At 41.4% G+C, this 20593-nt stretch carries 24 protein-coding genes and 1 tRNA gene; 1 reads left to right on the top strand and 24 read right to left on the bottom strand.

Annotation, left to right across the window (positions count from 1 at the left end; all coding sequences use genetic code 11):
• Positions 1 to 275: 275 nt before the first annotated feature.
• The 6 genes from B7714_RS00375 to pbp2a form a co-directional block, all read right to left on the bottom strand.
• Positions 276 to 347 (bottom strand) — tRNA-Glu (locus tag B7714_RS00375).
• A 65-nt stretch (positions 348 to 412) separates the two neighbouring features.
• The gene (locus B7714_RS00370; RefSeq protein WP_084859209.1) at positions 413 to 886 is read right to left on the bottom strand and encodes a transcriptional regulator; all 474 of its coding nucleotides are present in this window, start codon (positions 884 to 886) and stop codon (positions 413 to 415) included.
• 120 nt (positions 887 to 1006) lie between these two features.
• Positions 1007 to 1543 (bottom strand): transcription termination/antitermination protein NusG, encoded by a 537-nt coding sequence (nusG, locus tag B7714_RS00365; protein WP_000376732.1) that lies wholly within the window; start codon positions 1541 to 1543, stop codon positions 1007 to 1009.
• 57 nt (positions 1544 to 1600) lie between these two features.
• Positions 1601 to 1777, bottom strand: coding sequence for a preprotein translocase subunit SecE (gene secE / locus B7714_RS00360; protein ID WP_000505776.1), 177 nt, complete (start codon positions 1775 to 1777; stop codon positions 1601 to 1603).
• A gap of 9 nt (positions 1778 to 1786) precedes the next feature.
• Complete coding sequence (gene rpmG, locus B7714_RS00355; protein ID WP_001809375.1) at positions 1787 to 1939, bottom strand: 50S ribosomal protein L33; 153 nt, start codon at positions 1937 to 1939, stop codon at positions 1787 to 1789.
• 52 nt (positions 1940 to 1991) lie between these two features.
• A complete protein-coding gene (gene pbp2a, locus B7714_RS00350; RefSeq protein ID WP_084859206.1) occupies positions 1992 to 4187 on the bottom strand; it encodes a penicillin-binding protein PBP2A in 2196 nt (731 codons plus the stop codon).
• 86 nt (positions 4188 to 4273) lie between these two features.
• Here pbp2a and B7714_RS00345 point away from each other — a divergent pair, with 86 nt between their 5' ends.
• On the top strand, positions 4274 to 5149 hold the full coding sequence (locus tag B7714_RS00345) for an RluA family pseudouridine synthase (RefSeq protein WP_084859204.1): 876 nt from the start codon (positions 4274 to 4276) through the stop codon (positions 5147 to 5149).
• A gap of 66 nt (positions 5150 to 5215) precedes the next feature.
• Here B7714_RS00345 and gap read toward each other — a convergent pair whose 3' ends face one another.
• The 18 genes from gap to comGC form a co-directional block, all read right to left on the bottom strand.
• On the bottom strand, positions 5216 to 6223 hold the full coding sequence (gene gap / locus B7714_RS00340) for a type I glyceraldehyde-3-phosphate dehydrogenase (protein ID WP_000260682.1): 1008 nt from the start codon (positions 6221 to 6223) through the stop codon (positions 5216 to 5218).
• Between the two features lie 320 nt (positions 6224 to 6543).
• A complete protein-coding gene (gene adhE, locus B7714_RS00335; protein ID WP_000763996.1) occupies positions 6544 to 9195 on the bottom strand; it encodes a bifunctional acetaldehyde-CoA/alcohol dehydrogenase in 2652 nt (883 codons plus the stop codon).
• Positions 9196 to 9490: 295 nt separating this feature from the next.
• Entirely contained in the window at positions 9491 to 9904 is a 414-nt protein-coding gene (locus B7714_RS00330; RefSeq protein ID WP_049550037.1) for an MORN repeat-containing protein, read from the bottom strand.
• Positions 9891 to 10334, bottom strand: coding sequence for a low molecular weight protein-tyrosine-phosphatase (locus B7714_RS00325; RefSeq protein ID WP_049550038.1), 444 nt, complete (start codon positions 10332 to 10334; stop codon positions 9891 to 9893). Before B7714_RS00325 ends, B7714_RS00330 begins: the two co-directional genes overlap by 14 nt.
• A gap of 47 nt (positions 10335 to 10381) precedes the next feature.
• Positions 10382 to 10702, bottom strand: coding sequence for a preprotein translocase subunit YajC (gene yajC / locus B7714_RS00320; RefSeq protein ID WP_049550039.1), 321 nt, complete (start codon positions 10700 to 10702; stop codon positions 10382 to 10384).
• A 117-nt stretch (positions 10703 to 10819) separates the two neighbouring features.
• The gene (gene tkt / locus B7714_RS00315; protein ID WP_049550040.1) at positions 10820 to 12796 is read right to left on the bottom strand and encodes a transketolase; all 1977 of its coding nucleotides are present in this window, start codon (positions 12794 to 12796) and stop codon (positions 10820 to 10822) included.
• Between the two features lie 117 nt (positions 12797 to 12913).
• Positions 12914 to 13537 (bottom strand): ribonuclease P, encoded by a 624-nt coding sequence (locus B7714_RS00310; RefSeq protein ID WP_084859202.1) that lies wholly within the window; start codon positions 13535 to 13537, stop codon positions 12914 to 12916.
• A gap of 55 nt (positions 13538 to 13592) precedes the next feature.
• On the bottom strand, positions 13593 to 14579 hold the full coding sequence (gene jag / locus B7714_RS00305) for an RNA-binding cell elongation regulator Jag/EloR (protein WP_084855913.1): 987 nt from the start codon (positions 14577 to 14579) through the stop codon (positions 13593 to 13595).
• A gap of 14 nt (positions 14580 to 14593) precedes the next feature.
• Positions 14594 to 15421, bottom strand: a complete 828-nt coding sequence (locus B7714_RS00300) for a membrane protein insertase YidC (RefSeq protein ID WP_000728097.1) — start codon at positions 15419 to 15421, stop codon at positions 14594 to 14596.
• Positions 15396 to 15767: a ribonuclease P protein component gene (rnpA, locus tag B7714_RS00295; protein WP_000748120.1), complete on the bottom strand. Its 372-nt coding sequence runs from the start codon at positions 15765 to 15767 to the stop codon at positions 15396 to 15398. The genes B7714_RS00300 and rnpA overlap by 26 nt, the downstream gene beginning before the upstream one ends.
• Before the next feature lie 149 nt (positions 15768 to 15916).
• Positions 15917 to 17107 (bottom strand): acetate kinase, encoded by a 1191-nt coding sequence (locus B7714_RS00290; RefSeq protein ID WP_000167789.1) that lies wholly within the window; start codon positions 17105 to 17107, stop codon positions 15917 to 15919.
• 50 nt (positions 17108 to 17157) lie between these two features.
• On the bottom strand, positions 17158 to 18111 hold the full coding sequence (locus B7714_RS00285; protein ID WP_000345111.1) for a class I SAM-dependent methyltransferase: 954 nt from the start codon (positions 18109 to 18111) through the stop codon (positions 17158 to 17160).
• A 57-nt stretch (positions 18112 to 18168) separates the two neighbouring features.
• The gene (locus tag B7714_RS00280; protein WP_000679781.1) at positions 18169 to 18759 is read right to left on the bottom strand and encodes a class I SAM-dependent methyltransferase; all 591 of its coding nucleotides are present in this window, start codon (positions 18757 to 18759) and stop codon (positions 18169 to 18171) included.
• A gap of 32 nt (positions 18760 to 18791) precedes the next feature.
• Positions 18792 to 19205, bottom strand: coding sequence for a competence type IV pilus minor pilin ComGG (gene comGG, locus B7714_RS00275; RefSeq protein ID WP_000265644.1), 414 nt, complete (start codon positions 19203 to 19205; stop codon positions 18792 to 18794).
• Positions 19183 to 19644 (bottom strand): competence type IV pilus minor pilin ComGF, encoded by a 462-nt coding sequence (gene comGF, locus B7714_RS00270; RefSeq protein WP_000250711.1) that lies wholly within the window; start codon positions 19642 to 19644, stop codon positions 19183 to 19185. Before comGF ends, comGG begins: the two co-directional genes overlap by 23 nt.
• Complete coding sequence (gene comGE, locus B7714_RS00265) at positions 19607 to 19909, bottom strand: competence type IV pilus minor pilin ComGE (RefSeq protein WP_000413377.1); 303 nt, start codon at positions 19907 to 19909, stop codon at positions 19607 to 19609. Before comGE ends, comGF begins: the two co-directional genes overlap by 38 nt.
• Positions 19872 to 20306: a competence type IV pilus minor pilin ComGD gene (comGD, locus tag B7714_RS00260; protein WP_001180059.1), complete on the bottom strand. Its 435-nt coding sequence runs from the start codon at positions 20304 to 20306 to the stop codon at positions 19872 to 19874. The genes comGE and comGD overlap by 38 nt, the downstream gene beginning before the upstream one ends.
• Positions 20269 to 20592: a competence type IV pilus major pilin ComGC gene (comGC, locus tag B7714_RS00255; protein ID WP_000735800.1), complete on the bottom strand. Its 324-nt coding sequence runs from the start codon at positions 20590 to 20592 to the stop codon at positions 20269 to 20271. Before comGC ends, comGD begins: the two co-directional genes overlap by 38 nt.
• Position 20593: the final 1 nt, after the last annotated feature.

Here is a 20593-nt window from a genome sequence, read left to right as displayed (position 1 = left end):
CACGCCGCCAGCGTTCGTCCTGAGCCAGGATCAAACTCTCATTAAAAGTTTGAGTTCTCACTCATTTCTGTCACTGACAGATTTATTGTTTTTTTCATTGTTCAGTACTATAACTTCAGTTATAGTGCCCTGCACATTGGTTCGTCTTGTTCAGTTTTCAAAGGTCTTTGTCACTCATTCTCTCAAGCGACAACTATATTAGTATATCACAGCTACCTGCCTCTGTCAACAGATTTTTTAAACTTTTTTTCAAGTTTTTTTACCACAATACACCATAGTCCGTACGGGATTCGAACCCGTGTTACCGCCGTGAAAAGGCGGTGTCTTAACCCCTTGACCAACGGACCTTGAGTTTTTCAACTCTTTCTATTATACCTACTTTTCCGCCTTTGTCAAGGACTTTTTTTCCTCTTTATCGAAATTCTGAAAAGATGAGGGAGAGTTCTCTTAGTAGAGCTTTCCGTCCTCTAAAGACTTCTCCTCCCATTAGACGATCTATTAATTCTTGTTTTTCCATACTCTGCTTTGATTTGTAATTCTTTAGAAGTTCGTGAAAGAGATAATAATCATCCAGCCTGAGTCCTTTTTCTCCTAGACGATGGCTAATCTCACTCACCTCTTCATAGGGTTCTTTGTCGAAACGTCGCTTATGACTTTCCTGTTTACGGATGTAATCTAGGATACGATTTCTAAACTTTGTTTTAAAACAGACATATAGTTGATGACGCTCCCCCTCTAGTAACTCTGGGTTGCGACTCACCAGCTCATACAGACATAACATGCCTTCTTGATCCCAGTCCTCTTTCTCCCACAGATGCAAATGATAATCTTTGCGACACTTATGGACAATTCCCTTACTTTCTTCATATAAGTTTTTTAGATTCATAGACCTCTCCTTTCTGCATTTAGTTTAGCAAAATGCGAGAGCCTATGGGTCTACTTCCTCTGTTCTATACTTCTTCCTCCCTCAACGATACATAAAAAGAGAGGCAAAGCCTCTCTGGGGTTATAATTCTGCAATTTGGTTGAGATTCACTTCTGCAATCGTATCATTACCAAACATAGAGATAATCATCTTCACTTTGTTGTTATCAATTTCAGTAATTTTACCTGTGTAGTCTGCAAAAGCGCCATCAATAATGCGGACTGTCTGGCCAACTTCAACATCAATGTCAAACTCTTGAACAGTTTGTCCCATTGAAACTAGAATATCACGGATTTCCTGTTCCAATAGTGGAGTTGGTTTTGATCTGTTCCCGTGTGAGCCGACGAATCCTGTTACGTTAGGTGTGTTTCGAACGACGAACCATGCTTCATCTGTCATGACCATTTCTACAAGGACATAACCTGGAAAGCGATTCTCTTCAACTTCCTTTTTCTTTCCATTTTTCTCAACTTGCACGGTTTGTGTTGGAATCTCAACGCGTAGAATATTATCCAACATGTTATAAGTTTGTGCACGTTGCAATAGATTTTCTTTTACCTTATTTTCATAGCCAGAATAAGTTTGTAGAACAAACCATCCCTTGTCAAAACTATCCATGATATTTCCTTTCATACATATATAGAAGAAAGCTAGCAGAAATCCTCCACTTTTCTTCTAAAAAATGTTAATAAATCGAATCAAACCTGAAACAATCAACTGGTCAAAAATGTAAATGATGACCACAAAGAAGGCTGTGTATTCCATAATAGAGCGAAAATCTCTCCAGCTTTCTTTGCGAGTTGGCCAAGTTGTTTCTTTAAGAAGTTTAAAAATATCCTTAATAAAACCCATCGTTCTCTCCTATCTCGTTTCTCTATGTGTCGTATATTTTCCACAATGTTTACAAAATTTATTTACTTCTAGTCGTGTTGGCTTGGGGTTCCCACTAATTTTGATTGAGTAATTCCTTGAACCACAAACTGCACAAGCTAGGCTTGCTTTTTTTAGTGCCATAACGCCTCCATCTTATCTATTATAACAAGAAACCTAGGCTTTGACAAGCCTATTAACGAAATAGATTAAGGATTGAGTCCCATATTGTCTGGGCTTTTTCTTTTATCTTAGCTTCTGAAATCGCACGGCCTGCTTCATCTACAAGATTTTGTGCACGACTACGAATATCTCCTATTGGGTCCTCAGACTGGTTTGTCTCATTTTCAACAACCTGCTTTTTCGTATTTTCTGGTTCAATCCCATTTTGTTTATAAGCATTCTCAACTGTAAAAGTGCTACCTGTAGTGTAAGGTAAAATGGTATTAGCCATACTTCTAAAGACATGGGCTGCTCCATTGGAGGTCGAACCTGCTAGATAATGATTCTCATCTGTTGTTGGGAAGCCGAGCCAGTGGCTGATTACAACATCTGGAGTATAGCCGATCACCCACTGGTCACTGGTATATTCTGGGTTGAAAACAGCTTCAGTCGTACCTGTTTTACCAGCCATAACGTAATCCGCTGGTGATGAACTAATTCCTGTACCATTGGTAAATGTTCCTAGCATCATGCTGGTCATTTTATCAGCTACCGACTTATCAATCACTCGTTTTTGGGAGTTTTTATGACTCTTGATGACCTGACCGCTGGCATTTTCAATACGAGTGATGAAATGTGCTTCAGGCATTAGACCTCCATTGGCAAAGGCTGCATAGGCTTGCGCCATCTGGAGAGGATTCGTCTCCACACCTCCACCAAGAGCAACTCCAAGAACTCGGTCAACTTTTTCCATATTCAGACCAAATCTCTCCCCAGCGTCAAAAGCTTTGTCAATACCTAATTCATTTACAGTCGCAACAGCAGGTAGGTTGAGTGATTCCGCCAAGGCCTGATACATAGGTACTTCTGGAGATGTCTTAATACCCGCATAGTTGTCTACTTGATAACTGTTGTACTGCATCGTATGATTATCCAGTTGCTTGTTCAAGGCCCATCCTGCTTCTACTGCGGGTGTATAAACGACTAAAGGTTTAATGGTTGAGCCTGGGCTACGCTTAGACTGAGTGGCATAGTTGAAATTGCGGAAGCCTGGTTTGTCATCACCAGCTACACGGCCAACAACTCCACGCACTCCACCAGTCTTGGGTTCCAGAGCGACACTACCAGATTCGGCATGCGTTCCGTCTTCTGCTGTTGGAAATAGCGCAGTGTTTTCATAAATAACCTGCATGTTTGCTTGGTAGTTTTGGTCAAGCTCTGTATAGATGCGATAGCCATTGTTGACAATCTCTTCTTCTGTGAGATTGTACTTGGAAACCGCTTCGTTGACAACTGCATCAAAATAGGACGGGTAACGATAATCCGAAACCTTGCCTTCATACTTATCTTGCAGTTGTGAAGCCATATCTACTCCAGCCGCTTCGGTCTCTTGATTTTTATCAATATAGCCCGCTGCAACCATATTTTGCAATACAGTATCCCTGCGGTTAGTTGAATCTTCAATGGAATTCAAAGGATTATATAACTCTGGTCCCTTGAGCATCCCTGCTAGAGTGGCCGCCTGATCAAGCGTTAGTTGCGAAGCGGATACACCGAAATATTTCTTACTTGCATCTTCAACACCCCATACCCCGTTTCCGAAATAGGCATTATTGAGGTACATAGTAAGGATTTGCTCCTTGCTGTATTTCTTTGTTAACTCTAAGGCAAGGAAAAACTCCTTGGCCTTCCGTTCAACGGTCTGGTCCTGAGAAAGATAGGCATTTTTCGCCAACTGTTGGGTGATGGTAGAACCACCTCCAGAACGACCTGCTGTAAGGATGGCTAGAAAGAAACGACCGTAGTTAATCCCATCATTTTTATAAAAGGAACGGTCCTCTGTTGCGACGACAGCATTTTGCAAGTCTTTGCTGATATCTGTCAGTTCAACATAGGTTCCCTTTTGACCGGATAGGGCTCCTGCCTCTTTTTCTTCGCGGTCAAAAATCAGAGTTCGCGTTTTCAGGGCATTTTGTAAGTCATTGACATTGGTAGACTTGGCTATGGCAAATAGGTAGGTTCCTACTAGCAAACCTGAACTTAACCCTAAAATGATGACGATTTTTGTCAGATGATAACGACGCCAAAATTTTCGAATCGGGCCTACTTGGGACATTTTTTTTCTATCGCTCCGTGAACGACGCATGCTAGTCGAATCAGACTCCGCTGATTCATTCGTTTCTTTTTTAAAGAGAGAAAGAAACTTCTCAAATAATTTATCTAATTTCATGCGTTTATTTTATCATCTTCACCATAGGAACTCAAGAATTTAGCTACTCCCTATCCAAATAGGGCTTTTTTTGTTACAATATCTGTATGCAATTCACATTTACATTACCCGAATCCTTGCCTCAAATGACGGTCAAACAATTTCTAGAGGAACAACTCCTCATCCCTAGAAAAATCCGCCATTTTTTGAGAATAAAGAAGAACATCTTAATGAACCACAAAGAAGTTCACTGGAACGAGATGGTCAAGCCAGGGGATATTTGTCAGTTGACTTTTGACGAGGAAGATTATCCCAAAAAAGAAATCCTTTGGGGCAATCCAGACCTCGTTCAAGAGATTTACCAAGACCAACATCTCATTATCGTCAACAAGCCCGAAGGCATGAAAACTCACGGAAATCAACCTGGTGAAATTGCCCTTCTCAACCATGTCTCTGCCTACGTTGGTCAAACCTGCTATGTCGTTCATCGCCTGGATATGGAAACAAGCGGTTTAGTGCTTTTTGCTAAAAATCCTTTTATCTTACCCATCCTCAATCGTTTGTTGGAAAAAAAGGAAATCGCTCGTGAGTACTGGGCACTTATAGAAGGGCGAGTAGAGAGTAAAGAACTTGTCTTTCGAGATAAAATTGGTCGTGATCGACACGATCGTAGAAAAAGAATAGTTGATGCAAAACATGGACAATATGCTGAAACACATGTAAGCAGATTAAAGCAATTCCCAAATCAGACTACCCTTGTCCGTTGTAAACTAAAGACCGGTCGAACACATCAAATCCGTATTCACCTCTCTCATCATAACCACCCTATTCTGGGCGATCCTCTCTATAACTCTAGTTCAAAAGTAAGCAGGCTCATGCTTCATGCCTTTCGACTTTCCTTTACTCATCCACTCACCTTAGAACAATTGAGTTTCACTGCCCTCTCGGATACTTTCGAAACAAAATTAAAACAAAATGGATGACACTATCATCCATTTTTCTATACAAAAAAGCAAGACCAGAAGGCCTTGCTTTTATCAACTCAAGAATTATTTAGCGATTTTTGCAAAGTATTCAAGAGTACGTACAAGTTGTGCAGTGTATGACATTTCGTTGTCGTACCATGATACAACTTTAACCAATTGTTTACCGTCAACGTCAAGAACTTTAGTTTGAGTTGCGTCAAACAATGAACCGTAAGACATACCTACGATATCTGAAGATACGATTGGATCTTCTGTGTAACCGTATGATTCGTTTGAAGCTGCTTTCATAGCTGCGTTTACTTCATCAACAGTAACGTTCTTTTCAAGAACTGCTACCAATTCAGTAACTGATCCAGTTGGAGTTGGAACACGTTGTGCAGATCCGTCAAGTTTACCGTTCAATTCTGGGATTACAAGACCGATAGCTTTAGCAGCACCAGTTGAGTTAGGAACGATGTTTGCAGCACCAGCGCGAGCACGGCGAAGGTCACCACCACGGTGTGGTCCGTCAAGGATCATTTGGTCACCAGTGTAAGCGTGGATAGTAGTCATCAATCCTTCTACAACACCGAAGTTGTCTTGAAGAGCTTTAGCCATTGGAGCCAAGCAGTTTGTAGTACATGAAGCACCTGAGATAACTGTTTCAGTACCGTCAAGAACGTCATGGTTAGTGTTAAATACAACTGTTTTAACGTCGTTTCCACCAGGAGCAGTGATAACAACTTTCTTAGCTCCACCTTTAAGGTGTTTTTCAGCTGCATCTTTCTTAGCAAAGAAACCAGTTGCTTCAAGAACGATTTCTACACCGTCAGTAGCCCAGTCGATTTGTTCTGGATCACGTTCAGCAGAAACTTTAACGAATTTACCGTTAACTTCGAATCCACCTTCTTTAACTTCTACAGTACCGTCGAAACGACCTTGAGTTGTGTCGTATTTCAACAAGTGTGCAAGCATAACTGGATCTGTAAGGTCGTTGATGCGAGTAACTTCAACACCTTCTACGTTTTGGATACGGCGGAAAGCAAGACGACCGATACGGCCGAAACCGTTAATACCAACTTTAACTACCATTAGTGATTTCCTCCTTATGAAAATCATGAAAATTTTATTGTGAAAAGAGTAACTTGAATCACTACAAATCACCTTTCAACAAACCTATTATATAACTATTTGAGTTTAATTGCAAGTACGGGCGTTGATTTTCTCTCCAGCTTTTCTACTTTTTCTCCCCCTTTTTATTCATCCATTTTTTTATTTTCAAAGTATATCTCTAGAATCTTTTATAATATCTGTATATTCTCTTTATTTCAAGGTGAAACTCCAATTTCAACGCTTTCAGAGTTTACAAAAAAGAGAGACAGGATATTTCCTGCCTCTAGGCTGATAAACGATTATTTACGACGTCCTGGACGTTCTGCATAACCATAGTAAGCATCTGCCATGATTTCTTCCATGTCAGCTACCATTGGCAAGCGAGGGTTAGCAGGTGAACATTGGTCTTCATAAGCAAGTAAGGCAATTTCATGCAAGCTGTCTTTCCAAGCTTTTTCATCGATTCCAAAGCCTTTGAAGTTCATTGTGATTCCAACTGCTTCACCAAGATCGTAAACTGCTTTGGCATAAGCTTCAACCGCTTCTTCTGGAGTTGAGTGAGGCAATCCAAGCATTCTAGCAATATCTTGGAATTTTTCGTCAGCTTTCCAGTAGTTATACTTAGGCCATGTAGTCGTCTTAGATGGGCGAGTACCATTGTAACGGATAACGTATGGAAGTAAGATTGCGTTTGTACGTCCGTGAACAGTATGATGAACCGCACCGATCTTGTGGGCCATTGAGTGGCTCATACCAAGGAAGGCATTGGCAAAGGCCATACCAGCCATTGTAGATGCATTGTGCATTTTTTCGCGAGCTTCTGGATCAGCTGTCTTAACAGATTTTTCCAACCATTCAAAGACAAGTTTGATTGTTTGAAGGGCGATACCGTCTGTATAGTCGTTAGCGAAGTTTGAAGTGTAAGCTTCAGTCGCGTGAGTCAAGACGTCCATACCTGTATCCGCAGCGATGAAGTCTGGAACTGACTCAACCAAAGCAGGGTCAACAATCGCAATAGTTGGTGTCAATGAGTAGTCAGCCAATGGGTATTTACGATTGTTTTTCTTATCAGAGATAACGGCAAATGGTGTTACTTCTGAACCTGTACCTGAAGTTGTTGGAATACCAATGTATTTCGCTTTTTTACCAAGTGATGGGAAGCGGAAGGCCCGTTTACGGATATCCATGAATTTTTGAACCAAGTCACGGAAGTCGATTTGTGGTTGTTCGTAGAAGAGCCACATTACTTTCGCTGCATCCATTGGAGAACCACCACCAAGAGCGATGATTGTGTCTGGTTCAAATGCTCTCATTACTTCAGTACCACGTTCTACAGTTGTGATATCTGGGTCTGGTTCAACGTCTGAGAAGACTTGGACAGTTACACGGTTGCTGCGTTTGTTCAATTGGTCAATAATGCGTTGAACAAAACCAAGTTTTTCGATCGATTTGTCTGTAACAATCATAACGCGTTCAATATCTTCACATGTTTGAAGGTATTGGATAGAATTGCGTTCGAAGTAAATTTTTGAAGGAACTTTAAACCATTGCATATTATTTCTACGTTTCCCTACTTTCTTGATGTTTAGAAGGTTGATCGCACTCACATTATCACCGACTGAGTTGTGTCCATATGAACCACATCCAAGTGTCAATGATGGAATGAAGGCATTGTATACGTCACCGATACCACCGAAAGTAGATGGAGAGTTCCAGATAATACGCATTGCTTTGATTTCTGTACCAAAGCGTTTAGCAAGAGCTTCGTCTTTTGTATGGATAGCTGCTGAGTGACCAAGTCCGTTAAACTCAACCATTTGACGAGCTTTTTTAAGACCGTCTTCTGTATCTTCAGCTTTTAGGACAGCGATAACTGGTGACAATTTTTCACGAGTCAACGGTTCTTTTGGTCCTACTTCTGCACATTCTGCAGCCAAGATGTTTGTGCCTTCTGGAACGCTAAATCCTGCTTGTTCAGCAATCCATGCTGCTGGTTTACCAACGATGTTTGCATTTAGTTTAGCACCTGCACAGTTTTTGCTATTAGCTTTTACACCGAAACAGAATTCTTCAAGAAGTGCTTTTTCTTTTTTGTTTACAAAGTAAGTGTGGTATGATTTGAATTCTTCTACAAATTCGTCATATACTTCTTTATCAATGATAACGGCTTGTTCTGATGCACAGACCATCCCATTATCAAATGATTTAGACATAACGATATCATGAGCAGCTTGACGAAGGTCAGCAGATTTTTCTACATAGGCAGGAACGTTTCCGGCACCTACCCCAAGAGCTGGTTTTCCACATGAGTATGCAGCTTTAACCATAGCATTCCCACCAGTTGCAAGAATAGTTGCAACACCTTCGTGGTTCATTAGAGCTCCAGTTGCTTCCATAGATGGCTTTGTAATCCATTGAACACAGTTTTCAGGAGCACCAGCTGCAATCGCTGCATCGCGAACGATTTGTGCTGCGTGAGCTGATGATTCTTGAGCAGATGGGTGGAAGGCAAAAACGATTGGGTTACGTGTTTTCAAAGCAATCAAGGATTTGAAAATCGCTGTTGAAGTTGGGTTTGTTGTCGGAGTGACACCACAGATTACACCGACAGGCTCCGCAATCTTTGTCAAACCTGTAATTGGATCATCTTCGATAACTCCAACTGTTTTAACTCCACGCATATTGTTCACTACGTGCTCACAGGCAAATAGATTCTTTGTTGCCTTGTCTTCAAATACTCCACGACCAGTTTCTTCAACTGCGTGTTGTGCAAGGATACCATGTGCGTCAAGTGCTGCAACCGAAGCTTTTGCCACGATATAGTCAACTTGCTCTTGGTTCAACTTGCGCATTTCATCAAGCGCAACCAAGGCTTTTTTCACGAGACCATCGACATGCTTTTCAGCAGCAAGTTGTTTTTCCTCTGGTGTTACTGTTTTTTTATCAGCCATATTATCCTCCATAGCCTTTAAGGATTTTATCCTTTGTTAATTTTTTCACAAGTTTATTATAACTCTTTTTTTATGCTTTGTAAACCGTTTCATAAGTATTTCACAAAGAATTTTTCTAAGTTTGTGATTTTTTTCTCAATATAGCCATGCAATAGAGCTTTGCTTGGATGATTGTGAAATTATGGAGAAAATTTTTTTATTTCACAAAGTTTTTCTAGTTGATAGTTTTTTCTCGAATTTAAGCGAAGAAAGCGTTTTCTTTTCAGGCTTTGAAAATAGCCTCCTAACTTGAAGACTACTGTTTTTGCTGAAAAACGCCTTGTTTAAAGGTCCCTTCATAAACAACTTCTTGCTCTGTAGTCAACTTCCCTTGACCTTCAGCCTGGCCATTTACAAAATCACCTTCGTATTTCCAGCCATCTTTTGATTGGAAAGTTCCTTTCCCATTAAAGGCTCCATTATTGAAATCACCTGTATATTGGTCTCCGTTTTCAAAGGTCAGGGTTCCCTGACCATTCATTTTTCCTCGTACCAAGGTGCCATCATAAACAAGAGCTCCACCATCAAGTGTCAGGACACCCTTTTTAGGCGTATTTAGCAGAAATACCGAAAGAGCACAGAGTACCATTACAACTACTGCAATGAGCTCTAACCTAGGACGAGTTAGGTAAACTCTACCCTTCTCATAAAATTGTTTAAGCTTTTCCATTGTCACTCTCTTTTTCTAATCGATCTAGCCAGCTTTGACATCCACTTGTGATACGAGCATAGGTTTCCTCAAAATCTCCTGTATACCAAGGATCTGGAACACTTCCAGATGCAAAAGGGTAGATCTTATACTGCAATTCCTGAGGACACATTTGACGCAGATCTGAAACGTTTGAAGCATCCATACCGATAATGTAATCAAACGATTCAAAGTCTTCCCTGCCAATCTGAAGCGATGTTTTATCTTTGTCATACGGGATCTGATATTGCTGGAAAATTCCTTGCGTTCCCCTATGAATCGGATTGCCATGTTCCCATGATGACGTCGCCCGGCTTTCGACGTGGTAATCGCTCGTCATGGACTTCATCACAAACTCTGCCATGGGGCTTCGGCAGATATTTCCTAGGCAAACAAATACTATTTTTTTCATCCCTTTTCCTCTCATATCATAGAAAAACGGGAGTGACAGATCCCGTTTTATTCTTCGATTGCTCCGCCTTCGTCAACAACTGTTCCTTCTGGTGTCACAGCTTCTTTGAGTGGCAAAACGGTCTTGATAGCAGCCAATTCAAAGGTCAAATAAACGCCATCTACATCCAGTACGATTGTACCTTTCTCAGTATCTACTTCATCCACTGTTCCGTAAAGCCCACCAATCGTAATGACTTCATAGCCTTTTTGAAGCTTGTTCAAGCTTTCCATACGCTTTTGTGCTTGTTTCTTTTGAGAACGTTGCATAAAGAACATCAAGCCCATCATTGCTACTAACATGATTAAAAATGTATATTGCGATTCCATTATATTCTCCTTTGTATTTTACATAGGACTACTATATCAAATTTCAGCTACTTTTACAAGGTTGTACCTTGTTTTTATGGTTATAAAAAATCAGAGCTTTCACTCTGATTTCTGCAATTATTTCAAGTTTTGAACGACTTTGACTAGATTTTCTACCGTAAATCCGTACTCTGCCAAGACTTTTGGTGCTGGGGCAGATGCTCCAAAGGTATCAATACCGAGAACTGCACCATCAAGACCAACATACTTGTACCAGTTTTGAGTTGCTCCCATTTCGACTGCAACACGGCGACGAACTGCATTTGGAAGGATTTCTTCCTTGTATGCTGCATCTTGTGCGTCAAAGACATCTGTTGATGGCATGCTGACTACACGGACTTTTGCTCCTTGGCTAGCCAATTCTTTGGCAGCTACGACCGCCAAATTCACCTCTGAACCTGTTGCAATCAAGATTGTATCAAAGTCTGCTGCAGTTTCATAGACAACATAGGCACCTTTCGCAACTTTGTCAAAGTCTGTTCCCTCTTCGACAGTCAAGTTTTGACGTGTCAATACAAGGGCAGTTGGTGTTTTTTCGCTTGTCACGGCAAGGTACCAAGCCGCTTGAGTTTCACGCGCATCTGCTGGGCGGAAAACATTCAGATTTGGCATAGCACGGAGACCTGCTAAGTGTTCAACTGGTTCGTGCGTTGGACCATCTTCACCAACTGCGATTGAATCGTGGGTAAAGACATAAGTCACAGGAAGTCCTTGCAATGCTGATAAGCGGACAGCTGCTTTCACATAGTCAGAGAAGACAAAGAAAGTACCACCATAAACACGAAGTCCACCGTGAAGGGCCATTCCGTTCAAGATCGTTCCCATTGCAAATTCACGAACACCAAACTGAATATTGCGGTTCAAGCGATTAGCATCATCTTGAAGTCCATCCGTTTTGATGTAAGTCATGTTTGAGTGAGCGAGGTCAGCTGATCCACCTAGGAAAGTTGGCAACTTGGCAGCGACAACGTTCAAAGCATCTTGACTTGAGTTACGAGTTGCTTGGGAAAATCCATTTTCTAAGGTTGGGAAGTCTGCTGGAGTCACCTCAACTGGATCACGGCCGTCGATGATGGCTTCTACTTCTGCAGCCAGTTCTGGATGAGCTTCTTTATAATCAGCAACTAATTTAGTCCAAGCTTGATAAGCTGATGCGCCACGGTCTGCAACATTTTCCTTGAAATCAGCATAAACTTCAGCTGGGATTTCAAATGATTCATAGTCCCAACCAAGGGCTTGACGAGTAGCCGCAGTTTCATCTGCTCCAAGAGGAGCACCGTGTACAGCATTGGTTCCTTGTTTGTTTGGAGAACCGTATCCAATAACAGTCTTCACTTCAATCAAAGATGGTTTGCCTGAAGCTTTAGCTGTTTCGATAGCCGCATGGATAGCTTCCAAGTCTGTTCCGTCTTCAACTAAGGCTGTATGCCAGCCGTAGGCATTGTAGCGATCACGAACACTTTCTGTAAAGGAATCTTTTGTCTCACCATCCAAGTTAATGTCATTTGAATCATAAAGAACCACCAACTTGTCAAGTTTTTGCAAGCCTGCATATGAAGCCGCCTCACTTGAGACACCTTCCATCAAATCTCCGTCTCCACAGATCACATAAGTATAGTGGTCAAAGATATTGAAACCTTCGCGGTTATATTTGGCTGCAAGGAAACGTTCTGCTTGGGCAAAACCAGTAGCAGTAGAAATCCCTTGACCTAGAGGACCAGTTGTCGCGTCAACCCCTGCTGTATGACCAAATTCTGGGTGACCTGGCGTTTTTGAACCCCATTGGCGGAAGTTCTTGACTTCATCCATGCTAACATCTTCAAAACCAGAAAGGTGAAGAAGGGCATAAAGAAGCATAGAGCCGTGTCCTGCTGAAAGAATAAAGCGATCGCGGTTGATCCAGTTTGGTTGAGCTGGATTGATACGAAGTTGCTTTGTAAAGAGGCTATAGGCCATAGGAGCAGCCCCCATAACCACCCCTGGGTGACCTGAGTTTGCTTTGTTGATGGCGTCAATACCTAGAAAACGAATTGCATTAACAGATAGATTTGACATAGAATTTCCTTTCTCTTTGAGGTGATTAATAAATCACACATCCTATTTTACTATTATATGAAAAAATGCATAGAATAGCAATAAAACAATTTGCGTTCATCTAACACATTTGATTTGCTATTCCCTCGTCACTTCATAGTACGGAAGCAAGCGCGCATAAGCCTCTTCTAGCTTCTCCAATATCGCTTCTACTGACTGATTTGCAATGAAGGAAACATCTGCCTTAACCAAAACTTTACGGACTTCCTGACTTCTCACCTTCTCGCGTAAAGTACGACGATTCTCCTCAGTAGCCTCCACCTTATGAGTTTCCCCATTTGAGTAGACTAGATAATAAATCCCTTCTACCACTGGAAGTTCTAAAACCTTGGCTTGTTTGTCTAAGGTCTGTTCGTCTTTCTTGCGCTCGATGAAACTGACTTCCAAAGAAATCCCAAAGTCAGCAGGTGTTCCATACAAACGAAGAGCCATCATAGGTTCTGTCACTTGTCCGTCTCTCTGTAGATAGGCCCAGAAATGCGGTCGCAAGCGTTGCGCTTGGTTCATCCACTGACTAGTCTGTTGAAGTTGCCATTCTGGATGACTAGCTTGAAAGGTTTTGGCCAATTCTGTAAAAGACTTCCGAGCCTCTTGACCTTTTTGCCGCAAGTCCAACATCTTTTCTCTTTCATCGCCAGCTTTATCAGGATTACGGTACTGGACCCCTTCAAATGATAGGTATTCTCTAACTGCTTTCAGCATATCTGAATCTTTCCTTTCCTAGCAAAAAATCAGGATGAACCTGATTTTGCTTTGCTTATTCTGCGTCTACGACAACATAGCGATTTGGCTCGTCACCTTCAGAGTAACTCGTCACACCATCCATGCGTGAAATAATGCGATGGATAATCTTGCGTTCGCTATTTGACATTGGATCAGTTTGTTGGCTACGTCCTTCTTCTAAAACGCGAGTCGCCAATTTTTGAGCGTAGGTTTGCAAGACTTCTGCACGGTGTTCAACGTAATCATTGACATTGATCGTGATATAGAAGGTTCTTGAATAGCGATTATAAAGGTAATTTTGCGCTAACAGTTGAAGAGCTTTCAAGACTTTTCCGTGGTAGCCGATAATACGACCTGGTTCATTAGTGTCAATTTGAAGATTGATAGTGCGGCGATTGTAGTCGCTTGAAATCGTCCCTTCAACATCCATATCATCTACAATGGTTTGAACGTAGCTAGCTACCTCAGTTGCCACTTGTTCGATGTCATAACTTGGTTCTACTTTCAAGCCTAAATCTTCCAAAGATTGGCTTGTTGCTTCCTGCCTTTCAGTTTCTTTTTCTGGAGCAGATTCCACTTCCTCGGTAGTATCCTCTGGTTCCAATTCATTTAAAATTGAAATATGGCCTGTTTCTTCCAAAATCGTGCTGGCGTGCTTTTCATTTTTCAGAATTTCAGCCTTGACCTCTTCAGAAACACCTTGACCTTCTTCTTCAATCTTCTTAATCGCTTCAACTACATGTCCCAAATCAACAGTTGCTTCACTTACTGTTTTCACGGGTTCATTTTTTTCATTGACTTCTTTTGGAACCCCTTTAATGGCCTGCTGATTGGCTTTGATCACTGTCGTTTCACTAATGGCTTCGATATCAACTTGAGCTGGCTTCTTACCAAACAAGCCTAAGAATCCTTTTTTCTCTTTTGAAACGACCTTGATGTGGGCCTTCATTCTTGGAATGTCTAATTCTTTCAATCCTTTTTGGATTGCTTCTTCAACCGTTGAACCTGTAAATAATACCATTACCAGATTCCTCCTTATTTTTTCTTTTTCTGTGCTTTTTTCAAAGCTCTTCTCTTCTTGCCTTCTAAATCTTTTTCTGCTTGCGCCACTGCTTCTCTTTCAGCAATAATCTTGAAAGGATTGTTCAAAAAATAGGTTTGCAGAACTTGGTAAGCATTGGATACGGCCCAGTACAAGGCTACACCACTTGGGGCGGAGATGGCAAAAACAAAGATCAATACAGGCATACCATACATCATCCCTGTCGTAGCTCCACTTTTTTCGGACAAAGCTTTATTCGATAACCAGCTACTCAAGAAGGTAAAGACTGCCGCCAAAATCGGAAGGACAAAACTTGTATCTACTCCTCCCAAATTAATCCATAAAAAGTGACCTGTTTTCAAAAAGTCTACTCGACTCAAGGCTTGAAAGAGCGCCAAGAGAACCGGCATTTGTATTAAAATTGGCCAGAGAGAGGATGAATGTTTGATTCCTAACTCTTTATAAACCTTACGCATCTCCTGGTCTAGCTTAGTTCTACTTTCCATATCACGACCTGGGTATTGCTCTCGCAAAGCCTTGATGCGCGGTTGAGCCTCTTGCATTTTTCTAGAGGCAACCATCTGTGTCTGAAAGACCGGCAATAAAATCGTCCGGATCAAAATCGTGAAGAGAATAATCCCCACTCCGATACTAATATCAAAGGACAAAAAGCGGATAATTTCAGCAAAAAAATAGACGAATTTGCTCCAAAAGTCTGTCGAATCTGCTGTTATATCGCTAGCTGTACCATTTGTTGCACAGGCTGTCATGATAAACAAGGACAGGCCCAACAAACTAGTCAACTGTAGTTTCTTTTTCACTCCCATTTCCTTCCTGGTAAATCTTTGATAACTTTAATACGTGGAGTAGGTTTTTCTCCATCTCTGCATATTCCAAGGTTTCCACCCCTTTTCGGGCAATCACGACAAAATCAACATGCTCTACTAAACTCCCTTTTACACTTTGTAGAATGTGCCGGATTCGTCTCTTGATTTGATTTCTGGTAACTGCATTCCCCAGCTTTTTGCTGACGGACAGTCCTACTCGAAAATGGTTTTGCTGGTTTTCCAATTGGTAGACAACAAATTTTCGATTGGCAAAACTTGTTCCGTCCTTGAAAATCGCCTTAAAATCTTTCTCTCTTTTTACACGAAAGCTTTTCTTCAAAACTCAACTCCATCTATTAAATTACTACTATTATACCATATTTTTTGAAAAAGCCAATAACAGCAAGGTTTTAGACATTTTCTACATAAAAAAAGCTGGAAAATCTCTTTTCCAACTTCTTTTCACAATCAAATTTTATGTGTATTTACTTATTTTTTCAAGCGCTCAACATCGCGTGCAATCACCAATTCTTCATCTGTTGGAATAACCAAGACACGGATTTTCGCTGCGTCAGTTGAGATGTCTCCCGTTACGCCAAAGACGTTCTTTTCTGGATCCACATCACAACCAAACCAAGAGATACCTGAAATGACATCCTCACGAACCAAAGCTGCATTTTCACCGATACCTGCTGTGAAGATAATCGCATCTGCTCCATTTAGGACTGCAAGGTATTGACCGATATGTTTTTGGATACGATCAACATACATTTCATAAGCCAAAGTCGCATCATGGTCTCCTGCTTCCATAGCAGCAATCACATCACGCATATCGCTTGACTGACCAGAAACTCCCATGAGCCCTGATTCACGATTGAGAACGCGACTAATATCTTCCGGGGTATTGAAATCCTCTGTATATTGCATGAGATAAGGGATGATAGCAGGGTCAATATCTCCTGTACGAGTTCCCATCATCACACCGCCGAGTGGTGTGAATCCCATAGAAGTATCCACAGATTTCCCACCCTTAACAGCTGTGATAGAAGCCCCGTTACCAATATGGCAGGTAATCAATTTCAAATCTTCTAGAGGACGACCCAAAAGTTTCGCTGCTTCTCCAGCTACAAACTGGTGGCTTGTCCCGTGGGCACCATATTTACGAACCTTGTTGTCTGTGTAGTATTTAGTTGGTAGAGGGTAGCGATAAGCCTTCTCTGGCATGCTTGTGTGGAATGAGGTATCAAATACGACAACACTGGTAATATCTGGAAGCAATTCCTTAAATGCGCGAATTCCAGCTGCGTTAGCTGGATTGTGAAGAGGAGCCAACAGTCCCAATTCCTCAACTTTTTCTAACACATCTCCCTCAACAACTGTTGATTCCTTGAAATATTCACCACCTGCAACGACGCGGTGGCCGACACCTGTAATCTCATCGTACCCTTTGATAATGTCAAAACGAATCAAGTCATCCAATAAAATTTTAACAGCTTGTGTATGGTCTTCAATATCAAGGATTTGTTGCTCCGAACGACCGTCAAATTTTACTGTTGAAATTGAATCTTTCAATCCAATACGTTCAATCAAGCCTTTAGCCAAAACTTTCTCTTCAGGCATTTGATAAAGTTGCCATTTCAAGCTTGAGCTTCCTGCATTGATTGCAATTGTTTTTGTCATAAGATGATACCTCTTTTTAAGCGTTTTCATCTATTATAACAAAATCTCTTTTATATTTCAGTACCTTTGCTCCAATTTTGAAAATTTTCTTTAAAGGTAAACAAAACTGACGGATCTTGCAAGCTAGTAAGAGGGTAAACAAAGGGTTCTATTTCCTTGTCTCTTTTCTTCTGTAAGACAAAAATACTTTTAGCTTGGCTTGCAGTTGAGAAAATATCCTCTGGCAGAGAGATGATAGCAGCCAGACTCACTTCGTCTTTGAGCCACGCTTTTAACAAATCACTTTGAGGACTGGTCAATAAATCACTCGGAGCTAGAAAAATAGCATAGCCATCTGACTTAAGGTACTTGAGGCCTTGTTCCATCAGCAAATGATGGGCATAGGTATGCTCTTGACTAGAAGACACTCGGTAGCGCGAAGCGATGGCATCGTCTGGGTAATAGCCAACAGGCAAGTCGCTGATGACCACGTCGCTTTCTTTAAGCATTTGTGGACGAACGGCATCTCCTTGGACAAAACCAGCTTGTAAACCAATCACATCTGCCATACTGGCTGCCAGATCAATCAGCAAGTCATCCACTTCGATTCCCAAGTAATCTACTTTTTTAGCAAGAGAAGTCAAGAAAGTAGCGCCCAGAATCCCCATGCCAGAACCCATTTCGAGGATGCTAATTTCCTCTTGATCCAGCAACTCTTCCACAATAAGTACCAAGAGGAGGGCAATGGCATCCGGTGTAAACTGGTGATTGGCCTGTAAAGGCTCCGTTTGTCCTGCCTTCATCAAGAGAAACTGGTAGGTCTTGAGCCACTCTTCCTTGCGAAGCGCTAAGCGCTTAAGGGCTTGATTGTTCTCCTTGACCTGCTCTAGCTCGGTCTCGCCATCTAGGTAGATGCTGTTTTGCTCTACCAAGGCATCATAAAAGTTGGTCGCCAAATCACTTTGGATGACTTGGACATTCTCTAATAAATACGTATAAGCTTGTTCTATTTTTTCAAAATCCATATTCCTATCTTATCAAAATTCCCCTATTTTTTCCATCTGAAGAGAAAAATCACTGCTTTAGTCAGCGAGTGATTTTTGGGCTACTGTTAAAAAAAGTTCTGCGTAATTTCCTAGGAAAAGACCTTCAGCACTATAGAGGATCTGACTGCCAATGCTCGAAAAACCAAACTGGGCGAGCTTATTTTCCAGTTCAGTCAGCTCAAAGCCGTGGTGGTTGGTATCTGTCTTGACAAAATCGGCAATGAGGACCTGTCCATTCTCCCTAAGATGATGGTGAAACATGGCAAGAGTCGCATCTAGATCAGGCATATGATGAAGAACTCGACTGACAACAATCAGGTCAAATTGTTGCTCCAAAGGATTCACCAGTAAATCCTGTTCCAAGAGTTGAAGATTCCTGATTTCTTGCTCTTCTGTTTTCAAACGGGCTTGCTCCAGCATTTTCTCCGAGATATCTACTAGGGTAACCGACTGGGCTTGCTTAGCTAGAGGCAAGGCTAACAGACCCGTCCCACCACCAAAGTCCAATATTTCCTTGTCTGATAGAAGATCAATCTGTTTTTCAACTGCTTGACAAACCAAGTTTGCAAGAAAGATATTTTTGGGCGAATCAAAGGTTTCTGCTTTGTGATTAAAATCGTGTTTCATGCTTTTAGTGTAACACAAAGAAGTTGAATTGCCTAGGAATTGGCTTTCTTTTCAGGCTTTTCTTCTGATTTTTTCTTCCCTGCTTGATTGCTTGAATCAGTTGCTACCTCTTCCTTTTTAGCTGTTTTCTTTTCTTGGGTTTTCATCGGAGGAAAGAGAAATTCATAGTTGCTCTTATTCATACGAACACTTGTTGCAAAACCTGTTTTCGTATTTTGATAAGTAACTTTTCCCAGGTTAAAGACTCGTTCCCCACTTTCTTGTTCAGCCTTATCCTTGCTTCGCTTGGCCATGGCAAAAGCTGCCAACTTTTCTTTGTTTAGGGCAAAGTCTTTGTGATGGGCTACTTGCCGATTTAAATAAAACTGCAACAAAAGGCTAAAAATAGCTGCCATGGTGACTGCATATAAAAGAACGCCTGCCTTAACTTTTTGCTTTTTCCACACGATAGATAAATTCCCTTTCTAAGCCCTTTTGAAATTGGAAATGAAAGCGAACCAATTGATTTTCCTCTGTAATTTGAGCTGATTTGAGTCCATAAACCATCGGCTGATAGCCCCGTCCGCTGGTATCGGTTTTCCGAAAATCATCTGATTTGGACTTACCCATAGCGATATCCTTGCCATCTTGCTTCACATAGAGGTGATTGGCTTCCACCTTTTCAAACTGCGAACGCTCTAACTCTGCCTCCAGTTGATCCACAAACAAGAGCCACTCCTTTTGCTCGCTTTGTTGCTGGTAACGAACTTCTGAAATGAGGAGCTGACTCATAGCCTGAAAGAGGAGCAAGCCTCCGCTAATGACGATAAGGGCAATCAGAGATTCTAAAAGAGTGAAAGCTCTTACCTTACTGCTCTTTAAGGTCGAGTAACTTCTCTGAACCATGGTAGACCTCCACTCCTTTTTCGCTAGCAAACACCTGAATCTCCACTCCATTTATGTTTACCTGATTTTGCCCTGTTTGCAGAGCCATCTTCGCCACACGCAAGACTTCTTCCTTTTGCAAGATTTCTACCTCTTCCTGCCTATTTTTCTGGATTTGTCCTAAAAGAAGGGTCGCAATGCTGGCAAAAACGGCTAGAGCAACTACTGCTTCCAGTAAGATTACTGCCTTAATTTTTTGTTTCCTTAGTGCGTTTAATTTTTCCATTTCCTAGATATAATTGATAACGAATCGCTCCTTTGCTGGTCTGAAATTCAACCTTAGCCAGGGACGAATTGCCCCCAGCTCGGTCAAATATAATGCTTTGTCCAGATGGTGCCTGAATCCCTTTAGGAACGGTCAAGTTTTGACTGCCGTTACTGATCGTTTGCCCATCTAAGTTTAGACTGGTCTTTTGCTGACTAGCTACACTGCGTTTTTGAGTTTCACGATAGAGTTCTTCAAACTCCATAAAGAAAATCTGCTCCTCTACCGCCGCCAAACTGGATTGAACAGAACCGGACAAACCCAAGGCAAGGATACTCACAAGTCCCAAAACCAAGAGGCTTTCAAGCATGGTAAAGGCCTTAATCTGCAACAGTTTGACTTGTTTTTTGTTTTGCATGGTAGTCTTTATAAGCTTTAGCTTGCTCAGCTGTGATACGACCGTCCGCTTGTAATTTGCTAAGGCTAGCATCTTCATTCTTGTCCAGACTATAGAGCTCTGCCTGGCTTTCTACGACCTTGACAACAGCAGCTTTTCCTTTGTCATCTACGGCATCCTTTTGCTTGGTCAAATTGGGTACAAAGAGCAAGAGAAGAACACTGATGATGAGCAAGACGACTAACATTTCTACCAGAGTGAAAGCTTTAACCTTGGCTTTTTTTAAATTTGTCATGAGTTTTTTCATT

This window comes from Streptococcus oralis subsp. oralis (assembly GCF_002096595.1).
Classification (GTDB): domain Bacteria; phylum Bacillota; class Bacilli; order Lactobacillales; family Streptococcaceae; genus Streptococcus; species Streptococcus oralis_D.
This window is presented reverse-complemented; position numbering and strand designations above follow the sequence as displayed.

What these genes read in the sequence shown, in the direction of transcription:
- gap (WP_000260682.1), bottom strand. Translation starts at nt 6,223, where the DNA reads ATGGTAGTTAAAGTTGGTATTAACGGTTTCGGCCGTATCGGTCGTCTT.
- pbp2a (WP_084859206.1), bottom strand. Translation starts at nt 4,187, where the DNA reads ATGAAATTAGATAAATTATTTGAGAAGTTTCTTTCTCTCTTTAAAAAA.
- comGE (WP_000413377.1), bottom strand. Translation starts at nt 19,909, where the DNA reads ATGGAAAAATTAAACGCACTAAGGAAACAAAAAATTAAGGCAGTAATC.
- nusG (WP_000376732.1), bottom strand. Translation starts at nt 1,543, where the DNA reads ATGGATAGTTTTGACAAGGGATGGTTTGTTCTACAAACTTATTCTGGC.
- comGD (WP_001180059.1), bottom strand. Translation starts at nt 20,306, where the DNA reads ATGCAAAACAAAAAACAAGTCAAACTGTTGCAGATTAAGGCCTTTACC.
- tkt (WP_049550040.1), bottom strand. Translation starts at nt 12,796, where the DNA reads ATGTCAAATCTATCTGTTAATGCAATTCGTTTTCTAGGTATTGACGCC.
- secE (WP_000505776.1), bottom strand. Translation starts at nt 1,777, where the DNA reads ATGGGTTTTATTAAGGATATTTTTAAACTTCTTAAAGAAACAACTTGG.
- B7714_RS00345 (WP_084859204.1), top strand. Translation starts at nt 4,274, where the DNA reads ATGCAATTCACATTTACATTACCCGAATCCTTGCCTCAAATGACGGTC.
- comGC (WP_000735800.1), bottom strand. Translation starts at nt 20,592, where the DNA reads ATGAAAAAACTCATGACAAATTTAAAAAAAGCCAAGGTTAAAGCTTTC.
- B7714_RS00330 (WP_049550037.1), bottom strand. Translation starts at nt 9,904, where the DNA reads ATGGAAAAGCTTAAACAATTTTATGAGAAGGGTAGAGTTTACCTAACT.
- B7714_RS00325 (WP_049550038.1), bottom strand. Translation starts at nt 10,334, where the DNA reads ATGAAAAAAATAGTATTTGTTTGCCTAGGAAATATCTGCCGAAGCCCC.
- adhE (WP_000763996.1), bottom strand. Translation starts at nt 9,195, where the DNA reads ATGGCTGATAAAAAAACAGTAACACCAGAGGAAAAACAACTTGCTGCT.
- comGF (WP_000250711.1), bottom strand. Translation starts at nt 19,644, where the DNA reads ATGGTTCAGAGAAGTTACTCGACCTTAAAGAGCAGTAAGGTAAGAGCT.
- B7714_RS00285 (WP_000345111.1), bottom strand. Translation starts at nt 18,111, where the DNA reads ATGGATTTTGAAAAAATAGAACAAGCTTATACGTATTTATTAGAGAAT.
- rpmG (WP_001809375.1), bottom strand. Translation starts at nt 1,939, where the DNA reads ATGGCACTAAAAAAAGCAAGCCTAGCTTGTGCAGTTTGTGGTTCAAGG.
- jag (WP_084855913.1), bottom strand. Translation starts at nt 14,579, where the DNA reads ATGGTATTATTTACAGGTTCAACGGTTGAAGAAGCAATCCAAAAAGGA.
- yajC (WP_049550039.1), bottom strand. Translation starts at nt 10,702, where the DNA reads ATGGAATCGCAATATACATTTTTAATCATGTTAGTAGCAATGATGGGC.
- B7714_RS00370 (WP_084859209.1), bottom strand. Translation starts at nt 886, where the DNA reads ATGAATCTAAAAAACTTATATGAAGAAAGTAAGGGAATTGTCCATAAG.
- B7714_RS00290 (WP_000167789.1), bottom strand. Translation starts at nt 17,107, where the DNA reads ATGACAAAAACAATTGCAATCAATGCAGGAAGCTCAAGCTTGAAATGG.
- B7714_RS00280 (WP_000679781.1), bottom strand. Translation starts at nt 18,759, where the DNA reads ATGAAACACGATTTTAATCACAAAGCAGAAACCTTTGATTCGCCCAAA.
- B7714_RS00310 (WP_084859202.1), bottom strand. Translation starts at nt 13,537, where the DNA reads ATGCTGAAAGCAGTTAGAGAATACCTATCATTTGAAGGGGTCCAGTAC.